This window comes from Spirillospora sp. NPDC049024, from assembly GCF_040649235.1.
GTDB lineage: Bacteria > Actinomycetota > Actinomycetes > Streptosporangiales > Streptosporangiaceae > Spirillospora.
In genome coordinates this window covers 38,243-59,562 of record NZ_JBEZFD010000022.1, presented here as the reverse complement: position 1 = coordinate 59,562, position 21,320 = coordinate 38,243, and the positions used below count along the sequence as shown (strand labels likewise).

Below are 21,320 nucleotides of genomic sequence, written 5' to 3'. Positions count from 1 at the left end.
GTCAGGGCTTAGTCTTTTTGGCCTTACATCCAACTAGCGGGCTACCCATCAGCGCCCTCTCCTGTGAATTCTCGTCGAGGGGGCAACTCGTTTCGTAAAGCCATCAAGAGAAGCTTCTGGGCGGCCACTTTGATACGGTAGACGCTTTGAAAATGGAAATCCCTTTCGGCTGGCATGGAAAAAATGCTAAATTGCGTTGCTCCGGGAAGCAACTCGTTTCCATGAAGGCGACTCTCATGGACGGTCTTAGAGCGCTTGCTATACGTGGCGGCAAGACTGGCGGCCTCATGATCTCCTATCGCCAACCTGAGTGTTTCCCGAAACTTCGCCGAGACATTCATATGGTTGTGGCAGTTGGGGCACTTCTGTTTTTTGAATAGCATGAGCGAGATAGATTCGATGGTAGAAATAAAGGCCACCAGGGCCAAGCTGGGATGATCCTCCGCAATTCGCACACCCTCCATATAGGTAGAGAGCGCTGCGCCTAGCTTCCGCTGCTTTTCCAACTTCTTCCATGCATCATCGAGCCAGTCAGGAAGACTAACATCCGTAGCCGCTGGTTTGTCATCAAGTTCGAGGCCAAAATCATCAGACAGGTAGGGGATTCTCTCAGGTGCCCGGCGTTCTCCCCATGCCAAAGGGGCCGCACTTTCCCGCACCTCGATGCGCCTATCCCATGCCAGAGAGAGGAGACCTACCAGCCTATTCAATGTATCTGCGGCAACTGTCTGCGCTTGATCCCAATCGTGTCCTTGGCTGGCGCCTCGCACAAGAATAGGTACAGATGCACGGACACCCCACGTAGAGAATGAAGGCGTCATAGACTGAACTGGCTCTCGAATCAGACTTCCAGTAGAAGTCAAACTCATCCCGCCGACTTCACCGTTGTCCGCAAGTCGTATTGTATACGTGCCGACTTTTTCCGGATACTGCCCGATCAGTGCGGTCCACCCATGCTTTTCTTTGGAGCCCAACTCATCGCTGGCTTTGCTGATCGCAGATGCCCACATTTCCGCCACTGGCTCATCAATTTTCCCGGTACGACCCCCAAAGCCAATCTGAATGCCTTGTCCGTCCTGAAGAGGCAAGACCAAGAGCCGTGTGTCCACCTCGCTACCACTACAAGTCATCCGCAGTTCAATGAATGGCTGAGTGGTGAGATCATTCTTTATCCCAGTACCGTCCACACCTTCCATTTGCTTAATATTTTCCTGGACGCGCCGAACCCATTCATCCCCCTGAACTCCCCAAGGGAGTGCCAGAGTTCCAATAAACTCCACCCATTCGTAATTCATAGTCCACACCCCATCCGGTGGTGGTTGACTGTGCTGGTGCGAGATGTACTCCACCATCTTCCGAAGGTAACGGCAGAGATTACGGTCTACAAACTGAGCTAATCTTCCTCTCCGGCTTTCGCGTTTCACTCCTCCGTGTCTCCCGACTCGTCCTCTGCAGGGAGGCTGTCCAACAGTTCAGCGATTACGTCATCCGCCTTCATGACGCTTCGCCTCACTTCCCTATAGAGCGCATTAACGAGCTTCGCGTTAGGGTCCTCGCGCAAAAGACTGGCCAATGCGCCGATCGCCAATGCACTGGATGGTTCTGCTGCTGAACTTCGGTAAACCTCGACGTCATCCACCTCGTCTCCAGAGGAGTTGAGAATACTCAAGCGCACTCGGTCGCGACCACCGCTCTTACCGGTGATCAGTTCGATGACGACTGAGGCGCTTGGCGTTGAGTAAATAAACCTACCCGACGTAGAGGCCCCAGAGGATTCCCATTCAATTATCCGTTCTTGTGTGAGCCTGTACAGTTGCGCGGCGAGTTCGGCGACGGCGTTAGCCATGTTAAACCCCACCACCTTCCGGTGTGCTGGTAGAATATGTACCGAGCCAAACTGTTAGCAGGTCGCAAGTTTTATGCATGCGATCGCGTGCATTTTCGCATGTGGTGAAGACGTTCACGTTAGCCGGATTTGCCTTAAGTAGGTCACTTCCGGCCGTCGCTGCCTGGGCTATGCTTTGCTGTATGCTGCGCTGCAGATCTTGACGCTCTGAATCCGCGGCTGTGAGAATACCTCGAATGTGAGTCACTTGTGATCGCCAACTCTCTAGATGCTGTCTTGCGAGTTGGCTATTATTGTTAAAGATTGCTTCGTCCAATTGGCTCGAAACGACCCTCAATGCGGGGATGAGAAGTATCAGTTGCCTCTCTCTAATCTGCCTCTCGGTGCTTTTCATTGCCTTTTGGATGTCTTCAGCCTTGGTAGAGGCATTTCTGGCTTGCCAATAAGCGAGTCCGAGGCCGAGTAGGGTAAATGGCGTACCAATTACGCTAAGCCAATCCACCCAACCGAGCGAGTACCAATGGTGCTGAGCTGCGATGGACACGGGCAAAGCATATATGGCGTGGTCGTCTTGGTGGGGAGGTTCGGGGTCAACCGGCTGGTACTGGAAGGCAACGCCGAGACCTAGCTCCCGGAGCAGATCGGACGGATGGAACGTGAGTTGGCTGCGGGGTAGCCGTCACAAACCACCTGGGTCATGCGGTGACGAGGGCGAGTCAGACATCCACAGAGAAGATGGACGCGAGGCCATCCTTCGGAACCATGGCGGAACAAGCGTATCTCCTCTCCTGGAGACTGACGGTCCTCGCAGGTCAGTGCGTCAACGCTGTCGCGGACGTGGTCTCTCTGTAAAACCGTCGGCTTAGCCTACGCAGGTTCGAACCCTGCACCCGCCACCATCATGTAGAACGGCCCCTGACCAGCTAGAACGCTGTCAGGGGCCGTTCTCGTTGTTTCCCAGTAGCTCCCCACTCCTACCGGCCATTGCCGGCTCTTCACGGAACAGTCACGGAACACGGCCGGGACGTCTCGACGCCCTGGTCGTCGTCCTTGAGCGCGTCCTCGACACGGCCGTTCCACATGTGCTCGTGACCGTCGATGCACCCTGCGTAGACCCGCAGCAGGACGGTGACACTCCCGGCCCACTCGGCCACCTGAGTCGCCAGCACCCCGGCTTCCTGCGCGCCCACCCTCTCCGCGAGTTCGCGCAGGTCTGACGAGGGTGGGTCTTGCATGGTCAGCAGATCGGACACGACCTGACGCATATTTCGGTGGTTCCGTATCTGCTCCGGCGTGATCGACTCCGCCTCCAGTAGGGCCGCAACAGCGTCGTCAACCTGTCTCCGCTGAGCGTGCGCACGCGCGAGGTCGATATGCAGCCGTGCCCGCCGCTCCCCCGACAACGTCGAGGTGTCGACCTCGCTCCCAGCCCGAAGTCTCCCAACTCGACCGCGACGGCGACCTCGTGCAGCACGACGTTCGCCGGACCGAACTCGGTGTTGTAGTCGTTGCGACCACTCCCGAGCCGTTCAGCGACCTCACGCGCTCACGCCAGATGCCCATAGGCCACGTCCGCCTGGTTGAGCCGCGACCCGGCCACGGCCGCTGCAACATCAGCCCGCCCCACAGGGACATGGCTTCCGGCTTGCCCTGGTCGACCAGGAACCACAGCGCCTCAGTAGCCGTCCGGGCGTTCTCCTCGGCCTGGTCGAAGTGCCGCGCCTGCAGGAAGACGAACCCGAGCCGAAGGCGCCGGCGGCCATCATCAGGGGATCACCCGTACGTTCGCTTGATCTCCGCCGTAGGCGGGGCGGGAGCCGCGTGCAGCATGGCCCGCAGCGAGTGAGCGCCCGACAGCACCAGCCGCAGTCCGGCCGGCCCTGGCAGTTCCTCACTGGAGGCGGCGACCACCGGAGCCTCGGCCGCCAACTCCGAGAGCGGCAGCTCCATCACGTCGGCGACCTTCTCCAAGACCGACATGCGGTCGATCTTGCGCACGCCGCGTTCCACCTGGGAGACCCAGGCCACAGATCGATCGATCAGCCGCGCCAGCTCAGGCTGAGACAGCCCCTGGTGCTTTCGCTCCTGAGCGATCCGCCGTCCGAGTGCTCTTTGATACTCAGTGCTCACCCTGTCGTTCCCTCGCCTACCTGGAGGCCCAACCAGTCGACCTCCACCGAGGCGAGCAGGTCATCACGAGCGCCGAGGAACCGCCGGACGCGTTCCTGTTCCTCGTGCGCGTCGAAGGCCGCCCGATCCCGGTACAGCTCATGGGAGATGCGGATGCCCGCCGACCTTGTGCACCGCGTAGATCAGCGTGCCCGGCTCCTCCGATTCGATCTTGCCGATCGTCTCGGACACCAGCTGATCGAACCTACCGGCGCTCTCTTCGTCCTTGCAGGTGAACCGGACCATCAAGCCGAACATCGGCACCCTCCTTCATCGCCCTCTGCGAGATCAGTACTGCACGGCCGCCCCGCCCAGCAGCGGGAGCCCGAGACGAGAGCAAGTCAGCACCCCGGAGCATCGTGCGTCTGTGGCGGTTGGGAGGGGGTTGGAGGTAATTGTCAAGACTTGGGGTTCGAGAGCGTCTGTGTTCGGTACTTCTACGCGTCCCGCTGCGGTTTGAACTCCGCGGTGAACTCCTCCCAAAGCCCGCCGATGTCCTCGTGCAGGCTGTCGAGGTGGCGGTCGGTGTGTTCACCGGTCGGTGTGGACTCCACCAGGCACCAGCCGGGAAGTTCGTCGCGGAGCCCCATGGGCGGGTATCCGTCGGGATCCTCCGGGTCGTGGTCGACGAAGTCGGAGTCCGCCAGCCGATAAGCCAGGTCGAAGGCGGTCGCATGGGCGACCCGACTGGCGAAGAGCGCCAACGTCCGTGGCTCGATGCCCGCAGCCTCGAACTGCGCCAGCGCGTCGGGGTTTCGCGGATCGGCGAGCAGCTGCTCCACGGCGCCGGGCTGCTCCCACTGCGCCACCACCTGCCGGACGCTGCGCAGAAACAGGAAACGGGCCAGCTGCGGAATGTTCTCGTCCATTTCGGAGTCGGCCCAGACCTCGGGATCCGCCGCACCCAGAGCCGTGAAGACCCGGACCAGGTGGGCACGGCGCTCCTCAGGGTCCTGATGTTCGCCAGTCATGGGCTCAGCATGCCAGAGCCGTGGGGCACGTCCTCGGGAGTCCTGCCGGCGCACACAAATTCGCCCTGGAGCCGCATCCCGACTTCAGCAGCGTTTGCGGCGTGATTGCTCCGCGCGAACACGAGCAGACCAGCGCCGGTGACGGAGGTCTCCAAGAGATCGATCGTCCCGGCGAGCGGAAGAGGCCGTCAGCGGGCCCAACCTTCTCAAGCAGAGCGGCTGCCAACGCTCCTGCTGACCATGGGGTCGGATGACCTTGGACGGGTGTGGACGAGCGGGAGGTTGCCGCGCTGGTCAGGAGACGCGTAAGGACATGCCTGGACATGTCTGATCTTGCTGCGGACCAGAAGCTCAGTCCGGTGGACTACGAGGAACGACACCGTGCCTCGACCACGACCGTCCGTGCTACGGGGGAGCCTCACGTTCGGTCCTGCTGAGGCTGGCGAGGACCGTGTCCACGGATTGTTCGGCCACCGAGCGGGTCAATGGCAGGTGGCCGAACAGAATGCGGTAGTAGAGCGGGGCCGCCAGGGCGTCCAGGACGAAGTCGAGGTCGAAGTCGGCGCGGATCTCGCCGCGTTCGGCGGCCGAGCGGAGTGTGGCGGCGGTGGTGGCGCGGCGAGGGTGGAACACCCGGTCCAGGAAGCGTTCGGACAGTTCGGGGTCGGTGTGCAGGTCCGCGATGAGAGCGGGCAGCACCCGCCCGAGGGGTGTGCCTGCCAGAGAGTCGACCACCGTGGTGATGCCGGTGACGAGGTCGGCGCGCAGGTCGCCGCTGTCGGGGGTGGGGCGCAGGCCGAGGCCCTCGGCGACCGCGTCGACCACAAGGTGGCGTTTGGACGGCCAGCGGCGGTAGACGGCCGGACGATGAACACCGGCGCGCTGGGCGACGGCGCCCATCGACAGCGCGGGGTAGCCGACCTCGCCGAGCAGTTCGGCGGTGGCGGCGAGCACGGCGCTGTCGATGCGCGGGTCGCGGGCACGGCCAGCCATTAGAAGACAGGCTTGGGCACCAAGACGACGCGCCAGCCGTCCGGGTCTGCGAATGTGAGCGCGCCGTTCTCGGTCCAATAGGGGTTCTCCGCCGGCACCGGTTCGTGCCCGGCTGCCGCGAGCCGTTCGACCACGTCGTACATCCGTGCCTCGTCCGCGAAGTACAACACGAGGAGATTGTCGTCGGTGGGTGCCGGGCACGGGCTGCCGTCGGCGTGTGAGGTGAACTCCAGGTGGTAGTCGGTTCCAGGCAGTCCGAGCATCACGCCGTCGTAGCCGGCGTGGTCGTTGAACCGGTAGAGCTCATGCAGGCCCAAGCGGTCCTTGTAGAAGGTGACCACCTCGTCCAGTTTGTCGGTGGGCCGCGCGACCCGTACCTGGGCCACCGCGAGGCCGTCCGGCCAAGCTTGCGTGTCAGTCGCCATGACCATAACGGTACATCGTGTACCGAATTATGAAACAACCGTCCCTTACGCCTTCGCTGAATCGTTGCGATGCGGTCCTGCGCGATCGGTCTCGTCTCAGGTAGCGCGCTCGCCTTCCAGCAGTGGCAGTGATGGAACGGGTAGATCAGCCGACAGTCGGCAGTGGGGGTGCTGTGCCCAGGGGGCGTCGAGTGGGGGAATCGCATCGGGCTCGGCGTGATTGGGAAGGTAGGGCCCGAGGGGCGGGGTCCGTTCGGCCTGATGAGAGGAGGCTGTGATGGGGATCGTTTCGCCCGGGTTCCATGGGCGGCGGCGGGATTCTGGGGTCCAGTTGCCGCCCGGGCAGTACCTGACCGAGGACTTTCCGGTGCTGTCGGCCGGTCCGACCCCGCGGATCCCGGCTGAGGAGTGGGAGCTCACGGTGACCACGGAGACCGGGCAGCAGCACCGGTGGACGTGGCGGGAGCTGCTGGATCTGCCGTTCGAGACGCCGAGGGTGGACATCCACTGCGTCACCAAGTGGTCCAAGCTCGGCACGGACTGGCAGGGGGTGTCGCTGGACGTCCTGCTGGACGACGTGGAGACCACGGCCGATTTCGCGCTCGTGTCGTCCTACGGCGGGTACACCACCAACCTGCCGCTCGAGGATCTGCTCGATGGCCAGGCATGGGTCGTCTACCGCTATGACGGCGAGGAACTGGACCCGGAGCACGGGGGGCCGGTGCGGCTTCTGGTCCCGCACCTGTACTTCTGGAAGTCGGCCAAGTGGTTGCGCGGCATCGACCTGCTGACCGAGAACGAGCCGGGCTTCTGGGAGACCGCCGGCTATCACGACTATGGGGACCCATGGCGCGAGCAGCGGTACCAGGGCGACTAGCGTGGCGCGTGGCGCGGCTGGCCGAGACGCGCCAGGAGACGAGCACGGCCCGCACGCTGGTCTTCGATGTGCCGGACTGGCCGGGGCATCTGGCCGGTCAGCATGTCGACGTGCGGCTGACCGCCGAGGACGGCTATGCCGCGCAGCGCAGCTACTCGCTCTCCGCGCCTGACCGGGTCGAGCTCACCGTGCAGCGGGTCCCGGACGGTGAGGTCTCCCCGTATCTCGTCGACGGGCTCGCCGTCGGCGACCCGGTCGAGATCCGGGGCCCGGTGGGCGGCTGGTTCGTGTGGCGGCCCGAGTCGGGACGGGACGTCCTGCTCATCGCGGGCGGTTCCGGCATCGCGCCGCTGATGGCGATGGTCCGTGCCCGCCGCCTGGCCGGGAGTGGAGCGCGGTTTCGGCTGGTGTACTCCACGCGCACGCCCGAAGACGTGTTCTACGCCGACGAGTTGCGGCGTCCCGAGCCCGGCCTGGACGTCACGCACGTCTACACCCGGGTGGCGCCCGAGGGCTGGGCCCGCCCGCCCGGTCGGCTGATGCCGGCCGATCTCGGCGACGGCCCGCCGGACCATGACTGCTTCGTCTGCGGGCCGACGGGTTTCGTGGAGGCGGCGGCCGACATGCTGCTCGCCCGCGGTCACGACCCGCGGCGGATCAAGACCGAACGGTTCGGCTGAGCGGAGGCTGATCGAGATGAACGCGCCCCATGGAGAACCGGACCGGCGTCCCATGGATCATGTGGACGGCAACGTGCTGGCCGGCCCGCTGAGCGAGCTGTTCGCCGTGGACGTCACGGCGGCCACCTGCCGCTGCGTCAACTGCGGGCGCACCGGCGCGATCGCCGAGCTGCGGGTGTACGACCGGGCGCCCGGCCTGGTCGCCCGGTGTCCCGGATGCGACCACGTCCTCGTGCGCTTCGTCCGGACACCGGACTCGGCCTGGATCGACCTGACCGGAACCGTCTCCCTGCACGTCCGGCTGCCGGACGCGGGCGAGGGGCGCTCGTGAGCGTCCGGCGATGACGGAGCGACGAGCGGGCCCGCCCTCCGGATCGTTCGCCGACCGGACCGCGTGGGCGCGCAACCTGCGGACTCCGCTGCGGGAGTTCATGCGCACCGAGACGGGCGGCGCCGTGGTCCTGCTGGCCGCGACGCTCGCCGCACTGGTCTGGGCGAACGCGGACGCGTCCTCCTACGCGCGGGTGTGGGAGACGCGGGCGTCCATCCGGATTGGCGGCGCCGGTCTCTCGCAGGATCTGCGGACGTGGGTCAACAGCGGCCTGATGACGGTGTTCTTCTTCGTGGTCGGGCTGGAAGCGCGCCGCGAGTTCGACATGGGAGAGCTCCGCGACCGGCGGCGGTTCGCGCTGCCGCTGGCCGCCGGTGTCGGCGGGATGGTCGTGCCGGTGGCCATCTACCTCGCCTTGAACGCCGGGAGCCCGGCCGCCCACGGCTGGGGCATCGCGATGTCGACCGACACCGCGTTCGCGCTTGGCGTGCTCGCCCTGGTCGGACGGACCTTCCCCGCACGGCTGCGCACGTACCTGCTCACGGCCACCGTCGTGGACGACGTCATCGCGCTCGTGGTGATCGCGGTCGTCTACAGCGGCGAGGTCGCGCTGCCGCCGCTGCTGCTGGCGGTCGGCATCTTCGCGGTGACCGTGCTGGTGCGCGCCCTCGGGGTCCGGCAGATACCGGTGTACGTCGTGCTGGGCGTCGCCGCGTGGGCGGCGGTCCAGTCCGCCGGGGTGGAGCCGGTGGTCGTCGGCCTGGTCATGGGACTGCTGACGTACGCCCATCCGGCGGCGCGCGACGACCTGGAACGCGCCACGGAGGTCTTCAGGCTGTTCCGGGAACAGCCCACCCCGGAGTTCGCCCGGTCGGCGCGGACGGGGGTGGCCGCGGCGATCTCCCCGAACGAGCGGCTCCAGCTGCTGATCCACCCGTGGGCGAGCTACGTGGTCGTGCCGCTGTTCGCGCTGGCCAACGCGGGCGTCACGATCACCGCCGGGTTCCTCGGCCGCGCCTTCACCTCGCCGGTGACGCTCGGCATCGTGGTCGGGTACGTGGCCGGGAAGCCGCTCGGGATCCTCGGGTCCTCATGGCTGGTGACCAGGCTGAGCCGGGGCCGGCTGCGTCCGCCGGTCGGGTGGGCCGCGGTCGGTGGCGGCGGCGCGATCGCCGGCATCGGCTTCACCGTGGCCCTGCTGATCGCGACGCTCTCCTTCACCGGTGCGCGGCTGGAGGAGGCCAAGATCGGTGTGCTGTCCGCGGCACTGGGCGCCACGGTCGTGACCTGGGGCGTCGTCCGCGCGACGGCGCTGCTGCCGCCGCGCAGGCGGTTGCGCGCGCTGCTCGGGACGGCGGAGAGCATCATCGACCTGGCCGCACCGGTCGAGCCGGAGCGCGACCATGTCCGCGGTCCCGCCAAGGCACCGGTCACCGTGGTGGAGTACGGCGACTTCGAATGCCCGTACTGCGGGCGGGCGGAGGCCGTCGTCCGGGAACTGCTCGCCGACCATGGCGACGTCCGGTACGTGTGGCGCCACCTGCCGCTCAACGACATCCATCCCCAGGCGCAGCTCGCGGCCGAGGCCGCCGAGGCGGCCGCCGCGCAGGGCCGGTTCTGGGAGATGCACGACCTGCTGCTCGACCGCCAGGACGCGCTGAGACCGCGGGACCTGGTCCGCTACGCCGGCGAGATCGGCCTCGACGTCGAGCGCTTCCGTGCCGACCTGCGCCGCCACACCGGTGCCGGACGGATCGCCGAAGACGTCGACTCGGCCGACCTGAGCGGCGTCTCCGGAACCCCGACCTTCTTCGTCAACGGACGGCGCCACGTCGGCGCCTACGACATCGCCACCCTCTCCGCAGCGGTCCGAAGCGCCCGCAAACGCGCGGCGGTCAACTCTTAGCACCCGTATGAGCAGAGGCGGCTCCGACGGCGGACGAGACGAACGGGATCATCGCTCCGTGTGCCGCATGGGGATGGTCTGACGGCCGCCTTCCACGCCGTAGAACCACCACGTTCCCTTGGGGCCGGGCTGAAGGGTCTCACGGGGAACTCCGCGCACTCGGCCGACTGAGCTGCTTGCACCTCGGCCCTGCACCACCTGGACACGGCCAGGGGGTGCAGGGCCTCTGAGCCATCGCCGAGTGCTGCGGCCGGCCGGCGGCTACCGCAGCGCGATGCCTGTGGCCAGGCTCGTTTCCGGCTTCGCCAGGCTAGGTGCCCGGGGTCAGGGGCGGGTGCCGTTCGGGATCTTCGGGGCTTCGTCGGTGTATCCGTAGTTGAGCACGAGGGAGTACTCCCCGGAACCGGCCCCTCGGTAGTCGGTCCCCAACGGCGACCCGGTCTTCGGATCGATGATGAGCCTGTAGGTGCCGGGCCCGACGCCCTCGCCGCCCGCGCCCGTCCGGGCCAGAGCCTGGCCCTGCCGCCCGTTCTGGTCGGTGACCGGGCCGAGCGAGCGCACGTCCGGGAGGTCCGCCAGGACCCGGTATGCGGCCGCGCGCACCTTCGGCCGCACGGGTCCGACGGGGGAGGCGATGAGGATGCCGGCGGCCGCCCACAACTGGGCGGAGTCGCCCTCCACCGGGCCGGCGAGGCCGCCTGAACGGGTCCAGGTCAGGAGCTGGCGCCGCAGGGTGGCCGGGTCGTCGGAGAGCCTGGCGATGTCCAGACCGGCGGGCGGCCGCCCCGTCATGCCCTCGCCGCCCGACATCGGCGTGGTCGTCTTCGGCCGGGGCCGGACGTCGAACCAGCTGCACCGCTGCCTGACCGGGACCTCTTCGAAGGTGCCGTCGGATCGCAACCTGCCGGACTTGGATCCGATGATCTTGCCTTCGTCGCACTGCTCCCTGACCCGCTTCGGGCTTCCCGCGGCACGCCATGCCGCGGCGTCCGCCGGAGTCGCGGGCTGGGCGCCCAGATCCTGGGAGGAGACCCAACCGGTGGCGCCGGGCTCCGTGGAGTACCACAGGTCGTCGACGCTGCGGCTCAGCATCCGGTACGGATGTTCCTTCGAGCCGACGGTGTGCGCTTGCGCTTCCTCCTCGGTGAATCGGAAGTAGCGGCCGGTCGCGGGTACCGCCGCGGACCGGGTCGCCGCGGCGAGGAGGATCCCGCGGGCCGAGGGGTCCGCGGGACGGGGGGCCGGCGTCGACGTGCCGCCGGCCACCACGATCGCCGTGGTGGCCGCTGCCGCCACGGGCAGCAGTCCGGCCCCGAGCAGCCAGCGGGTGCGCGGCCGTCCCGGCCGCCGGCGGGGGGCGGGTTCGGCGGCCTTCGCCAGGTCCAGGAGCCGGGCCCGGCCCGCCGCGGCGACGCTCGGGTCGGCCTTCGGCTCGCTGAAAACGCGCTCGATCAGCGTCATCTCGTCCATCAGTCCTCCTCCGTCGAGTTGATTCCGCTGCCCAGAGCGCGTCGAAGCCGCTTTCGGGCACGGTTGAGGCGGGAGCCCACGGTGCCGCTGGGGATGCCGAGGGCTTGGGCGATGTCGTCGTAGCCGAGCCCGCCCAGGACCGACAGGAACACCACGTCCCGGTCGCCTGGCGCGAGGTCCCGCATCGCCCGCACCAGATCCGGCCGAAGGGCTTCGGCCGTGACGCGTGAGGCCACGTGCTCCTCATGGCCGTCGGTGGCGTAGTCGGCCTTCACCCTGCCGAGCGCCTTGAGCCGGCGCTGCTCGGTGCGCTTGTGCTGGGACACCAGATTGGTGGCGATCCCGTACAGCCAGGGACGGAGGGCGCCGCCGCGCGAGGCGTCGAAGTCCGTCCGGCGGCGGAAGGCGATGAGGAACGTCTCGGCGGCGAGGTCGTCGGCGTTCTCCCGGCCGAGTCGCGCGGCGAGGTAGCGGTGGATGTCATCGAAGTAGCGGTCGTACAGCAGAGCGAAGCGTTCGGGCTCGCGCACGGACGATGCCACGAGCTCGGCGTCGTCCGGCACGGGTCCTGCCTCCGGAGGAGCTTTCATCGACTTCCTTTCGGGCCGCGGTCACCCTGTTGTTGGCCGACGCCCCGATCATCTTCATGGGACCCCCGAGGGCGGAGCGGTCGCCTGACCGCCCGAGGACCTTGCGCGATCGTGACCTGGGCCGATGGCGGAAGTCGCCCGTCTCCCCGCGGCCGGTCTCCGGCTGCTGCCGAGACTCGAGAGCACCTTCGGCGGCTCTGAAGTCTGTTCGTGCTGGGGGCCTGGCTCTACTTGGAGTCGAGAGAGTCCACGAGGACGGCCAGGCCGGCGATGAGTCCCAGCACCGCGACGACCGCCAGGACACAGACGAAGATCATCAGCCGGCCAAGCAGGATCCCGAGTAGCGCCATCCCGCGCCCGTCCCCGTCGAGACGGCGGCCGCGGAAGCGACCGACGTGCCCGAAGACGATGCCGGTTGGGGCGCCGCCGCCAGTGCGTACGGCATCGCCAGGCCAACGAAGATCATGGGATTGACCCAGGCGATGCCGGTGGCGGAGTTCGCCAGTGCCGCCATGCCGGAGCCGGCGAAGAACAGGCTCGCCTTCGCCGGCCGGTTCCTGCTCGGCGTGCTCGGCTGCTCCCCGACGCCGTCCGCGATCACTCCTCCTGGGTTTCTGGCAGGCCGGGGCACCACCATGTCAGCCGAGTCCGCCAGAAGGGGCCCTCCCTGCGTGCCGACCTTCCCGGGAAGGTGAGTAGGCGCTGGATTGGAGGGTGAAGAGGCGGGCGTATTCGCCGTTCAGGTCCATCAGGGCGTCATGCGGACCGCGCTCGGTGATCTTGCCTTCGGAGAGGACGACGATGAGGTCGGCGTCGCGTACCGCACCCAGGCGGTGGGAGATGAGGACGCTGGTGCGGCCGTGGCGGTGGCGGCGGAGGGACGCGTGGACGGCGTGCTCCGCGTCCGCGTCCAGACCGGAGCTCGGCTCGTCCAGTAGGAGGAGGTCGCGGTCCTGCCGCAGGAGCGCGCGGGCGAGGGCGAGCCGCTGCCACTGACCGCCGGAGAGGGCGACGCCGGTTCCGTCGCTGCCGAAGATCTTGCTGAGCATCGTGTCGTAGCCGTGCGGCAGCGCCTCGAGCGCCTCGTGGACCCCGGCGCGCCGGGCGGCGTCCACGATCTGTTCGCCGGTGCTCCTCAGGTCGCCCAGCATGATGTTGTCGGACGCGGTCAGGTCGTACTCCATGAAGTCCTGGAATACCGCGCCGATGCGTTCGCGGAGTTCCTCGGGGTCGAGGTCGCGCAGGTCCGCGCCGTCCCAGAGGACGGCGCCCTTGTCCGGGTCGTACAGGCGGCACAGGAGCTTGACCAGCGTGCTCTTGCCCGCCCCGTTCACTCCGACCAGGGCGACGCTCTGGCCGAACGGGATGTGCAGGTCGACGCCGCGAAGGATCCAGGGGTGCGCTTCGCTGTAGCGGAACCACACGTCCCGCAGTTCGATCCCCTGCCGCAGGGGCGGGACGGGACGAGGGCGGGGATGTGGAGGCGGGTCGGGTTCGGCGTCCACGATCGCGGTGAAGTGTCCGAACAGCAGGAGTGCGTTGTGCGCGTCCGCCCACCGGTCGACGATCGACGTCAACGCGGCCTGGACTCCGGCGACCGCCGCGATGAACATCGTCACGTCGCCCGCGGTGAGGGTGCCGGACGCGGCCGCCAGCACGGCCCACACCAGGCCCCCGCCCGCGACGGCGCTGCCGACCAGTGCCAGTAGCCCCTGACTGCGGAGCGTCTTCAGGTCGATCCGCCGTTCGGCGCCGCTGGTCGAGCGGACCTCGTCGAGCATCCGGGAACGGAAGTGCCCGCCGAGCCCGAACAGGCGCACCTCCTTGGCCGCCTCCGGCCTGGTCAGCAGTTCCCCGTAGAAGACTTCGCGGCGCTTCCCGGGGCTGATGCTCCACATCGTCCGGGCCCGCTCCCGGCTCAGGCCGAGCTGGATCCAGACCGACGGCAGCGCCGCCAGGAAGATCACCTGGACCAGCAGCGGGTTGATCACCAGCAGCGTGCCGACGAATCCGGACATGGTGATGGCCGCCTGGCCGATGGCCAGCGTCCCGAGGATCAGCCGGTCCGGCGCGGTCTGGCTGGACTCGTGCGCCAGCCGCAGCGTGTCCTGGAACGCCGGGGTCTCAAGGCGGCGCAGGCCCGTGTGGGCGTTGACCGCGCCGAACAGGCGCTCGACGACGAGGGCGCGCACGGCGCGGCGCAGCTGGGCCTGGGCGTAGGTGGACGCGTGCGGCAGCACGATGACGCACAGTCCGCAGGCGGCCAGCCCTGCGGCGAGGCCCGGCAGGACGCTCCGGTCTCCGCCGCCGGCGAGTGCGTCCAGGACGAGTTTCGTCAGCCACGCGGTCGCGACCGGCGCCAGCCCGGTGAGCACGGCGAGGACCACCGACGCGGCCGTCGCGGTCCGGTGGGCGCGCCATGCCAGCGCGGCGACGACCGCGGTACGCGTCCCGGGTCGGCTCACGTGCGGGCCGGCAGCGACAGCCCGGCAGGCGTGAGGGTCGAGGACGTCACCACGGCGTCCTGCCCGACGACGTAGAAACTGGGGGACGCCGGATGCCCGAACGCCGTGTTCACAGGCCCTTTCACCGGCTCGACGACCACGGTGGCGACCGGTGCGAGCGCGGCGGTGAAGGGCTCGGCGTCGTCCCGCTCGCCCTCGATCACCGCCAGCACGCGCCGGGCGTCCAGGCCCCGGACCCGTTCGGTGAACTCGGGCAGCCGTTCGCGGCACGCGGCGCAGGTGGTGGAGAACAGGCCGACGATCGTCGGCTCGGTGAAGAAGGCGCGGGTCACGGCGGTGCCGTCGAGAGCGGGCGCGTTGAACTCGGGCAGCGAGGTGCCCGGGGGTGTGAACGGGACCTGTGCCCGCCCGCCGTCCAGCAGGGCCGCGTGCTCGCGCAGGCGGCGGACGACGGCCAGCGTCAGGATCAGGTCGAACGCGCAGAGGACGCCGACGAAGACGACTCCCGCGGCGAGGTAGGGCAACGGTGCTCCCTCATGATGGTGCCGGGACGCGTCACTGCGGAGAGCGTGCGGACGGCGCGAGCAGCAGGTCGGCGAGTTCGTCGAAGAAGACGAACACCAGGGTCAGGACGCCCGCGCCCGCCACCGCGATGACGGCGCCGGCGGGGTGCACCGGCCCGGGGGCCGCAAGGTGCGACGCCAGGCCGCCCCAGGCGAGCGTGGTGAGGGCGAGGTTGCGCGCGACGTGCACGCGTCCGGCGGGGGACGGGCGTGCGCCGAAGCAGCGGCAGGTGGCGTTCCTGCCGTCGCGGAGTGCCCGGTGGATCGCCGTGGCGAACGCGAACAGGACGGCGCCGGCCAGCGCGAGGCCGGCCGGCGCCGTCCGCGGGACGGCCAGCAGTACGACGGCGGCGGACTCCGCGGCCACCACGGCGGCGGCCGTCGCCGTGGGAGGCAGGCCGGGCGCGAGGCCGGGCACCGACAGCCGGAACTCCCGGAAGGCGTCCCGGCCGCGGACCTTGCCGGCCACCGCGACCAGGAAGATCAGCCCCAGGGCGCAGCGCGCGGTCAGCGTGACGTACTGCAAGGCGAGCGGCGGCGGGTGTCAGATGCCGCAGTAGGTCTTGCCGGCGTAGATGCAGCAGCGGACGCCGGTCGACGTCCACCAGCAGGGCTCGGCGCGGGCGGTCGTGTTCGGCAGGACCCGGCCGAGCATCCGGTCGCCCAGGCGGTTGAGTGCACGGATCATGAGGGACTCCTCAAGTCGGGGCCGGATCGTTCCGGCCCGGGGTTCCGAGCGGCGGCGCGTCGCGCCAAGATGATCACGCCCACCGGTGCCGAAGCTAATGACGTTGATCATTTACGGCAAGGGGGCGGCCGGCCGGCGATGCCGGCTTGTGCACTCTGCGATCAAGATCAGAAGGATCTTGTCGGCATCTGCCCCCCGCCCGGCCGTTGACTCGGGTGCGGTGTGACGCTCAGGCGGCGCACCACGACGCCCAGTAGCCGGTCGCCCGAGAAAAGGCCCCGGTGGCGGGAGTCGATGCTGTCGGGGTTGTCGCCGAGGACCGCGAGCGCCCCCGGCGGCACCGTGTCCCGCTCTCCGGCGAGACCCGAGGCGCCGGGTATGCCGGGCGGCAGTTCGTCACCGGGGAGGGCGGCGACGCGCTTGACGTTCCAGATCCGTCCGTCGGGACCTGCGGGGCCGGGCAGGTAGGGCCCGTCCAGGGGAGGTTCGAGCACGACGACGTCCCCGCGCTTGACCTGCCGCAGAGGACGCCGCCGGACCAGCACGCGGTCGCCGTCCTGCATTGTGGGCAGCATGCTGGTCCCCTGCACGGTGACCACCACCAGGCTTCTGCGCCCCCATCCGAGTGCCAGCAGCGCACCTGCCGCGGCGACGGCCGCTCCGCCCAGTAGCCGCAGTCCCCGCGAAGTCGATATTCGCCCCATGATCGACCGATGGTAGCGACGGCCGACCGCTCAGCCGCCCCGAGATAAGGCCGACGCGGCCGCGGCCAAGGCCGATGCCGTGGCGGAGGTCGGTGGGTAGCCGATCGGCGGCCCTGTCGTCCGTACGGCGGGAGCATCCCAAGGGCTTCGCGTGAGCTACAGGCCGAGGGCGGTGGTGGACTGCAGGACGATCAGGGTGCCGATGGTGATGAAGGCGATCGGGACCAGCCGGCGGCCGTGCTGGTCGAGGAGGTCGATGACCTTCTTGTGGGAGCCGAGCCAGGAGGCGGCCAGGCACCACAGGGCGACGCCGGCGGCGAAGACCGCGAGGGTGGCCAGGGTGGGCGCCGGGCCGATGGTGCGGAAGACCGGGGTGTAGGCCGAGATGTTGTCGGCGCCGTTGGCGATCGTGACGCCCGCGATCGGGAGCAGGCCCGAGGCCACCGCGGGAGGGGCGTCGTGGTCGCGGGAGCGGACGGCCGCCACGAGGCCGCGGATGCCCAGCGCCAGCGGGACGAGGCCGAGCAGCCCGATCCATTCGTCCGGGACGATCTCCAGGCCCAGCGCGGCGACCACCGAGACGAGGGCCAGGGCGGCGATGCCCAGGTACTGGCCCGCCCAGATCTGCCGGGGCTTCGGGGAGCCCGTCGCGCGGTCGGACAGGAACAGGACGGTCAGGACGATGAGGTCGTCGACGTTCGTCGCCGCGAACAGGCCGCCAGCCGTCGCGACCGTGCCTGCGATTCCGTTCACCGGCCGGAACCTACCGGAGCGGGCGCGTGAAGGCCGGGAGGGGGGTCCCCGGCCCTCACGGTCAGCCCTTGCGGGCGGGGAGGATGCGCTTCACCGCGAGGCCCGCGGAGACAAGGGTGAAGAGGGCGAGGCCGAGCCAGAGGGCCTGGAGGCCGAGCCAGGGGGACGCGGCGGCGGCGCCGCCGAAACCGGCGGCCACGCCGCCGATCGGGGGGTTGTGGTACATCTACCATTTCCTTTCTTTGCGCCAGGCGGCCTGCCAGAACGCACGCGCCTGGACGATCTGGAGGAAGACGTCGAAGATCATTTCGACGACGATGGTGGCGGCGATCGCCATCTGGGCCGGGCCGCGCTGGCGGACGGTCACCACGCGCTCCACCATGAAGATCACCGTGATGCCGCCCCACACCGGGCTGAGCTGGATCCCGCCGAGGTAGACCGCCGAGTAGGCGAGCGAGAGCAGGTAGGCGGTGATCACCAGGATGCCGAGCAGGGACAGCAGCTGCCGTCCCCAGTAGGGGCGGGTGATGGGCGTCCAGCCGTAGTCGACGAGGTTCTCCAGCGCGCCGCGCTTCCAGCGCAGCCGCTGCTGGGCCAGCTCCCGCCAGGTCGGCATCACCTCGGTGGTGAGCGTGCACTCCTTCGGGCAGAGGATGCGGAACCCGAGGTGCAGGATCGCGAGGGTGAGCTCGTTGTCCTCGGTCAGCACGCGGACGTCGTAGACGTGCGGCAGTCCGGGGAGGCGTTCTTCCCGGCGGGCGGCGACCACATCCTGGAGGGTGGTGGCGCGGAAGATCGTCGCGGTCCCGGTGAGGACGAGGGCCTTGCCCTGCAGGCGCCGGACGTCCCGGGCATAGCGGGCGTACTCGTTGCGCTGGAACATGCCGACCGTGCCGCCGCCCGGCTTGCCGGTGAACGTGCCGCCGACCGCCGCGTACCGGCCGGTGGCCAGGTACTCGACGCCGTGCCGGATGAACCCCGGGTCGAGCGCCGAGTCGGCGTCCATCACCATGACCGCGTCGTCCGGCCCGAAGATCGGCAGCAGCCGGTCGAGGACCTGGTTCAGCGCGCCCGCCTTCTTGTGCTTGTTGCCGCGGGTGCCGACGATCTCGACGCCGCACAGCTGGGCGAACGCGGCGGTGGCGTCGGTGCAGTTGTCGGCGATCACGATGATGTGGTCCGGGGGCCGCTCCTGGCGGCGCAGCGAGGCGATCGTCTCGGTGATCTGCTTCGCCTCGTTGTGCGCCGGGATCAGGACGGTCACGCGCATCGCGTCGGCGCGCACCGGCGGCTGGTCGCGCTTGCCGTCCCGCTTCTTCTGCTTCGGCTGCTTCTCCTGCTGCTGCCGCTTCTCCTGGCGCGGCGGACCGGGCACCGGACGCGGCCGAGGGCCGGTCGGGCGGGGCGGCGCGACCGGGTGCCGCCGCACCGGCGGCGGCATGAGCGCGGCCGCCATCCGGTCGGGCACGGTGGTGGTCGGAGAGGGGGCGCGGTGGGACGCGGACGGGCCTCCCCAGGCCGTCGGGGACGCAAGGTGTCCCGAACCGGACGTCCGTCGGACCTGGGGCGTGCCGCCGGGCGGCGCCGGGCTGGTGAACCGGTGGCGTCCGGGCCGCGGACGGGACCCTTCGGGCGCTTCGTGGGCGGGACGCATGTCAGCGGGCCTCCGCGGAGCGCACGAGGTGGCCGAAGGCGATGACGTTGTCGACGTAGTGGCCGGTGGCGCGGTCGAAGCGTCCGCCGCAGGTGATCAGGCGGATCGCCGGGTAGCCGGGGTCGGAGTAGACGCGGCGGGTGGGGAAGCGGTTCTTGCCGAACCGCTCGACGGAGTCGATCCGGAAGACGGCGGTGCGGCCGTCGGCGCGCAGCACGCTCGCCTTGTCGCCGGGGCGCAGCTCGCCCAGCCGGTAGAACACGGCCGGGCCGCGGGTCGAGTCCACATGCCCGATGACCACCGCCGCGCCCCGGCTGCCGGGGGCGGCGCCGAGCCGGTACCAGCCGGCCTCCTGGGCGCGGCTCAGCGGCGGCGTCTCGACGGTCTGGTCCGGGTTCTTGGCCAGCTTCATCAGCGGTGTCCGGACGTCGATCCGCGGCACTTCGAGGCGGAGCGGCGCCGCGGGCGGAAGTGCGGCCGCGGTCGCGGGCTCGGCCGGACGGGACGCGTCGGGGGACGGCATCGGCGGAGCGGCGGCGGCCGGGTCCTCCCGCCATGCGTGGAAGGCCAGGAAGGCGGCCACGAGCAGGGCGGCCGCTCCCACGGCGACGGCGGCGAACACGCGCGCGCGTTGGCCACGATGCGTCACGGGCCGCTCTCTCCTTCACCGGCAGGGGTCGGGGTTTCGCCGGGGAGCGCGGCGACGATCGAACGGTAATGGGTCAGAGTTAACGTTTCGGTCTATTGGGGGATGAAGCTGCAGGTGAACGATATGTGACAGTTGGGGTGATCTGGTCGCATGGGAGTCATTGGACCTGTCAGACGCGTGGTCGGACGGCTGGGCTTGGGGACCACGAACATCCCTGGGCGACTCTCGATCTCGGCGCGTGAACTGGGAAAACGTGTCACGGACGAGGATGTGGCGCTCCTGCGGAGCGGCGTGGGCCGGTCGATGCGGACGCCGCCGACCCGGTCGATGGATACAAAGATCGCTGTCCGAAAGCGGTCTCCTGGCCCGCCGAAAGATGATCTTCCCAGGTCAGCGGCACGATGGCGTGGTCCTGTCGACCGCGACCGAAACCCGGGGCCGGAGTGGACCACGTCTCCGACGGGCCGGACTGGGCCTCGGTGCCACGTCAACGCTCTGTAGTGAGGACGCCTCGTGCCGCGTCCCTCCGCGTCCCCCCGCGCGGCGCCTACGGGAGCCGCACGGTCGAGTACGGGACGACCGGCTCAACGTGGCGGCGGCCGCGCAAACGGGCGGTGGTGGATTCCGGGGGAGTGGAGCGAGAGCGTCCGGCCGCTCGACGGACGCGCGGACGAGGCCGTTCTTCGCCGACCACCCCGAAACGGTCAGCCCAGCGGAAGAGCGGGCGACCACATCAGGTCAGGCGCGGGAACCGAGGGTGAGGGAATTGGTCTAGCGGCCCGTTGCGGGCGGGTCAGCGGGTAGACCTGCATCCGTGCAGGTGAGTTATGTGAGTGAGGCGACGCCGGGACGGGAGAACGAGGACTTCGTGGCGGCGGGCCCCGGCTGGGTGGTCCTGCTGGACGGGGCGACGGCGCCGAACGGGGTGGACAGCGGATGCCGGCACGACCCCGCGTGGCTGGTGCGCAGGCTCGGCGGGCGCATCGCGGGGCTGCTGGCGCTGGAGGACGGCAAGCCGCTGCCCGACCTGGTCGCAGAGGCGATCAAGGTGACCGGGGAGGCGCACACGGACACGTGCGACCTGGAGAATCCGGACAGTCCGTCCGCGACCGTGTCGCTGCTGCGGCGCCGCGGCGGGGCCGTGGAGTGGTACGTCCTCGCCGACTCCCCGATCGTGGTGGACGTCGGAGAGATCAGGGTCTTCCGGGACGACCGGGTCGACCATCTGCCGAGCTACACGCTGGAGGGCGTGCGGCGGTCCCGCAACAGCCCCGGCGGCTTCTGGGTGGCGAGCACCAGACCGGAGGCCGCCTACGAGGGGCTGACCGGTGAGGTGCCGGTCGAGGGGCTGCGGCGGGCGGCGGTGCTGAGCGACGGCGCGTCCAGGCTCGTGGAGCGCTTCGGCCAGATGGAGTGGGACGACCTGCTCCGCCTCCTGGACGAGCAGGGGCCGCGGGAACTGGTCAGGAGGACCAGGGCCGCGGAGGCATCGGCGCCCGCGGCCCGCGGTAAGCGATACGACGACGCCACCGCCGTCTTCGTGCGCTTCGACTCCTGACCGAAGCGCCGGTCCCCGCGCGAGCCCT

Annotated in this window: 25 protein-coding genes; 5 read left to right on the top strand and 20 right to left on the bottom strand. The window is 69.0% G+C overall.

Annotation, left to right across the window (positions count from 1 at the left end):
- Positions 1 to 41 precede the first annotated feature (41 nt).
- From AB0C21_RS33085 to AB0C21_RS33050, 8 genes are all read right to left on the bottom strand, one after another.
- On the bottom strand, positions 42 to 1,352 hold the full coding sequence (locus tag AB0C21_RS33085; RefSeq protein ID WP_500209584.1) for a hypothetical protein: 1,311 nt from the start codon (positions 1,350 to 1,352) through the stop codon (positions 42 to 44).
- Positions 1,353 to 1,420: 68 nt separating this feature from the next.
- Positions 1,421 to 1,846, bottom strand: coding sequence for a hypothetical protein (locus tag AB0C21_RS33080; protein ID WP_500209582.1), 426 nt, complete (start codon positions 1,844 to 1,846; stop codon positions 1,421 to 1,423).
- A 995-nt stretch (positions 1,847 to 2,841) separates the two neighbouring features.
- Entirely contained in the window at positions 2,842 to 3,099 is a 258-nt protein-coding gene (locus AB0C21_RS33075) for a hypothetical protein (RefSeq protein WP_500209580.1), read from the bottom strand.
- A 520-nt stretch (positions 3,100 to 3,619) separates the two neighbouring features.
- A complete protein-coding gene (locus tag AB0C21_RS33070) occupies positions 3,620 to 3,976 on the bottom strand; it encodes a helix-turn-helix domain-containing protein (RefSeq protein WP_500209579.1) in 357 nt (118 codons plus the stop codon).
- 138 nt (positions 3,977 to 4,114) lie between these two features.
- Entirely contained in the window at positions 4,115 to 4,273 is a 159-nt protein-coding gene (locus tag AB0C21_RS33065) for a hypothetical protein (RefSeq protein ID WP_500209577.1), read from the bottom strand.
- A gap of 179 nt (positions 4,274 to 4,452) precedes the next feature.
- Positions 4,453 to 4,986 (bottom strand): hypothetical protein, encoded by a 534-nt coding sequence (locus tag AB0C21_RS33060; RefSeq protein WP_500209575.1) that lies wholly within the window; start codon positions 4,984 to 4,986, stop codon positions 4,453 to 4,455.
- Between the two features lie 405 nt (positions 4,987 to 5,391).
- On the bottom strand, positions 5,392 to 5,979 hold the full coding sequence (locus AB0C21_RS33055) for a TetR/AcrR family transcriptional regulator (RefSeq protein WP_500209573.1): 588 nt from the start codon (positions 5,977 to 5,979) through the stop codon (positions 5,392 to 5,394).
- Positions 5,979 to 6,404 carry a VOC family protein gene (locus AB0C21_RS33050; RefSeq protein ID WP_500209571.1) on the bottom strand — a complete coding sequence of 142 codons (426 nt, stop codon included), beginning with the start codon at positions 6,402 to 6,404 and terminating at the stop codon, positions 5,979 to 5,981. Before AB0C21_RS33050 ends, AB0C21_RS33055 begins: the two co-directional genes overlap by 1 nt.
- A gap of 277 nt (positions 6,405 to 6,681) precedes the next feature.
- Between AB0C21_RS33050 and AB0C21_RS33045 the strand changes: the two genes are divergently transcribed.
- Genes AB0C21_RS33045 through nhaA form a run of 4 tightly spaced genes read left to right on the top strand, consistent with a single transcriptional unit; the run spans position 6,682 to position 10,198 of the window.
- The gene (locus AB0C21_RS33045) at positions 6,682 to 7,281 is read left to right on the top strand and encodes a sulfite oxidase-like oxidoreductase (RefSeq protein ID WP_500209570.1); all 600 of its coding nucleotides are present in this window, start codon (positions 6,682 to 6,684) and stop codon (positions 7,279 to 7,281) included.
- An 8-nt stretch (positions 7,282 to 7,289) separates the two neighbouring features.
- Entirely contained in the window at positions 7,290 to 7,961 is a 672-nt protein-coding gene (locus AB0C21_RS33040) for a ferredoxin reductase (RefSeq protein ID WP_500209568.1), read from the top strand.
- Between the two features lie 16 nt (positions 7,962 to 7,977).
- Positions 7,978 to 8,292, top strand: a complete 315-nt coding sequence (locus tag AB0C21_RS33035; RefSeq protein WP_500209566.1) for a DUF6510 family protein — start codon at positions 7,978 to 7,980, stop codon at positions 8,290 to 8,292.
- A 10-nt stretch (positions 8,293 to 8,302) separates the two neighbouring features.
- Positions 8,303 to 10,198, top strand: coding sequence for a Na+/H+ antiporter NhaA (nhaA, locus tag AB0C21_RS33030; RefSeq protein WP_500209564.1), 1,896 nt, complete (start codon positions 8,303 to 8,305; stop codon positions 10,196 to 10,198).
- A 324-nt stretch (positions 10,199 to 10,522) separates the two neighbouring features.
- Here the strand turns inward: nhaA and AB0C21_RS33025 are convergent, their stop codons facing one another.
- From AB0C21_RS33025 to AB0C21_RS32970, 12 genes are all read right to left on the bottom strand, one after another.
- The gene (locus tag AB0C21_RS33025) at positions 10,523 to 11,668 is read right to left on the bottom strand and encodes a CU044_5270 family protein (protein ID WP_500209562.1); all 1,146 of its coding nucleotides are present in this window, start codon (positions 11,666 to 11,668) and stop codon (positions 10,523 to 10,525) included.
- Positions 11,668 to 12,258 carry an RNA polymerase sigma factor gene (locus tag AB0C21_RS33020; protein WP_149259650.1) on the bottom strand — a complete coding sequence of 197 codons (591 nt, stop codon included), beginning with the start codon at positions 12,256 to 12,258 and terminating at the stop codon, positions 11,668 to 11,670. Before AB0C21_RS33020 ends, AB0C21_RS33025 begins: the two co-directional genes overlap by 1 nt.
- Positions 12,259 to 12,574: 316 nt before the next feature.
- On the bottom strand, positions 12,575 to 12,859 hold the full coding sequence (locus tag AB0C21_RS33015) for a hypothetical protein (RefSeq protein WP_500209560.1): 285 nt from the start codon (positions 12,857 to 12,859) through the stop codon (positions 12,575 to 12,577).
- A 37-nt stretch (positions 12,860 to 12,896) separates the two neighbouring features.
- A complete protein-coding gene (locus tag AB0C21_RS33010; protein WP_500209559.1) occupies positions 12,897 to 14,723 on the bottom strand; it encodes an ABC transporter ATP-binding protein in 1,827 nt (608 codons plus the stop codon).
- Complete coding sequence (locus tag AB0C21_RS33005; RefSeq protein WP_500209558.1) at positions 14,720 to 15,247, bottom strand: TlpA family protein disulfide reductase; 528 nt, start codon at positions 15,245 to 15,247, stop codon at positions 14,720 to 14,722. Before AB0C21_RS33005 ends, AB0C21_RS33010 begins: the two co-directional genes overlap by 4 nt.
- A gap of 31 nt (positions 15,248 to 15,278) precedes the next feature.
- Positions 15,279 to 15,812, bottom strand: a complete 534-nt coding sequence (locus AB0C21_RS33000) for a MauE/DoxX family redox-associated membrane protein (RefSeq protein ID WP_500209556.1) — start codon at positions 15,810 to 15,812, stop codon at positions 15,279 to 15,281.
- Between the two features lie 18 nt (positions 15,813 to 15,830).
- Complete coding sequence (locus AB0C21_RS32995) at positions 15,831 to 15,974, bottom strand: hypothetical protein (RefSeq protein WP_200841904.1); 144 nt, start codon at positions 15,972 to 15,974, stop codon at positions 15,831 to 15,833.
- Positions 15,975 to 16,141: 167 nt separating this feature from the next.
- Positions 16,142 to 16,678, bottom strand: coding sequence for a S26 family signal peptidase (locus AB0C21_RS32990; protein WP_500209554.1), 537 nt, complete (start codon positions 16,676 to 16,678; stop codon positions 16,142 to 16,144).
- Between the two features lie 156 nt (positions 16,679 to 16,834).
- Positions 16,835 to 17,431: a cadmium resistance transporter gene (locus AB0C21_RS32985; protein ID WP_500209552.1), complete on the bottom strand. Its 597-nt coding sequence runs from the start codon at positions 17,429 to 17,431 to the stop codon at positions 16,835 to 16,837.
- 61 nt (positions 17,432 to 17,492) lie between these two features.
- A complete protein-coding gene (locus tag AB0C21_RS32980; RefSeq protein ID WP_500209550.1) occupies positions 17,493 to 17,657 on the bottom strand; it encodes a hypothetical protein in 165 nt (54 codons plus the stop codon).
- Positions 17,658 to 18,887 (bottom strand): glycosyltransferase family 2 protein, encoded by a 1,230-nt coding sequence (locus AB0C21_RS32975; protein WP_500209549.1) that lies wholly within the window; start codon positions 18,885 to 18,887, stop codon positions 17,658 to 17,660.
- A 199-nt stretch (positions 18,888 to 19,086) separates the two neighbouring features.
- The gene (locus tag AB0C21_RS32970; RefSeq protein ID WP_500209547.1) at positions 19,087 to 19,734 is read right to left on the bottom strand and encodes a class F sortase; all 648 of its coding nucleotides are present in this window, start codon (positions 19,732 to 19,734) and stop codon (positions 19,087 to 19,089) included.
- Between the two features lie 829 nt (positions 19,735 to 20,563).
- On the opposite strand from AB0C21_RS32970, the gene AB0C21_RS32965 reads away from it, so the two are divergent.
- Complete coding sequence (locus AB0C21_RS32965; RefSeq protein WP_500209545.1) at positions 20,564 to 21,292, top strand: PP2C family serine/threonine-protein phosphatase; 729 nt, start codon at positions 20,564 to 20,566, stop codon at positions 21,290 to 21,292.
- Positions 21,293 to 21,320 lie beyond the last annotated feature (28 nt).

Excerpts from the sequence above, each read along its gene's own strand:
- AB0C21_RS33085 (WP_500209584.1), bottom strand. The coding sequence starts at position 1,352 with ATGGTGGAGTACATCTCGCACCAGCACAGTCAACCACCACCGGATGGG.
- AB0C21_RS33080 (WP_500209582.1), bottom strand. The coding sequence starts at position 1,846 with ATGGCTAACGCCGTCGCCGAACTCGCCGCGCAACTGTACAGGCTCACA.
- AB0C21_RS33065 (WP_500209577.1), bottom strand. The coding sequence starts at position 4,273 with ATGTTCGGCTTGATGGTCCGGTTCACCTGCAAGGACGAAGAGAGCGCC.
- AB0C21_RS33060 (WP_500209575.1), bottom strand. The coding sequence starts at position 4,986 with ATGACTGGCGAACATCAGGACCCTGAGGAGCGCCGTGCCCACCTGGTC.
- AB0C21_RS33055 (WP_500209573.1), bottom strand. The coding sequence starts at position 5,979 with ATGGCTGGCCGTGCCCGCGACCCGCGCATCGACAGCGCCGTGCTCGCC.
- AB0C21_RS33050 (WP_500209571.1), bottom strand. The coding sequence starts at position 6,404 with ATGGCGACTGACACGCAAGCTTGGCCGGACGGCCTCGCGGTGGCCCAG.
- AB0C21_RS33045 (WP_500209570.1), top strand. The coding sequence starts at position 6,682 with ATGGGGATCGTTTCGCCCGGGTTCCATGGGCGGCGGCGGGATTCTGGG.
- AB0C21_RS33035 (WP_500209566.1), top strand. The coding sequence starts at position 7,978 with ATGAACGCGCCCCATGGAGAACCGGACCGGCGTCCCATGGATCATGTG.
- nhaA (WP_500209564.1), top strand. The coding sequence starts at position 8,303 with ATGACGGAGCGACGAGCGGGCCCGCCCTCCGGATCGTTCGCCGACCGG.
- AB0C21_RS33025 (WP_500209562.1), bottom strand. The coding sequence starts at position 11,668 with ATGGACGAGATGACGCTGATCGAGCGCGTTTTCAGCGAGCCGAAGGCC.
- AB0C21_RS33020 (WP_149259650.1), bottom strand. The coding sequence starts at position 12,258 with ATGAAAGCTCCTCCGGAGGCAGGACCCGTGCCGGACGACGCCGAGCTC.
- AB0C21_RS32995 (WP_200841904.1), bottom strand. The coding sequence starts at position 15,974 with ATGATCCGTGCACTCAACCGCCTGGGCGACCGGATGCTCGGCCGGGTC.
- AB0C21_RS32990 (WP_500209554.1), bottom strand. The coding sequence starts at position 16,678 with ATGGGGCGAATATCGACTTCGCGGGGACTGCGGCTACTGGGCGGAGCG.
- AB0C21_RS32980 (WP_500209550.1), bottom strand. The coding sequence starts at position 17,657 with ATGTACCACAACCCCCCGATCGGCGGCGTGGCCGCCGGTTTCGGCGGC.
- AB0C21_RS32975 (WP_500209549.1), bottom strand. The coding sequence starts at position 18,887 with ATGGCGGCCGCGCTCATGCCGCCGCCGGTGCGGCGGCACCCGGTCGCG.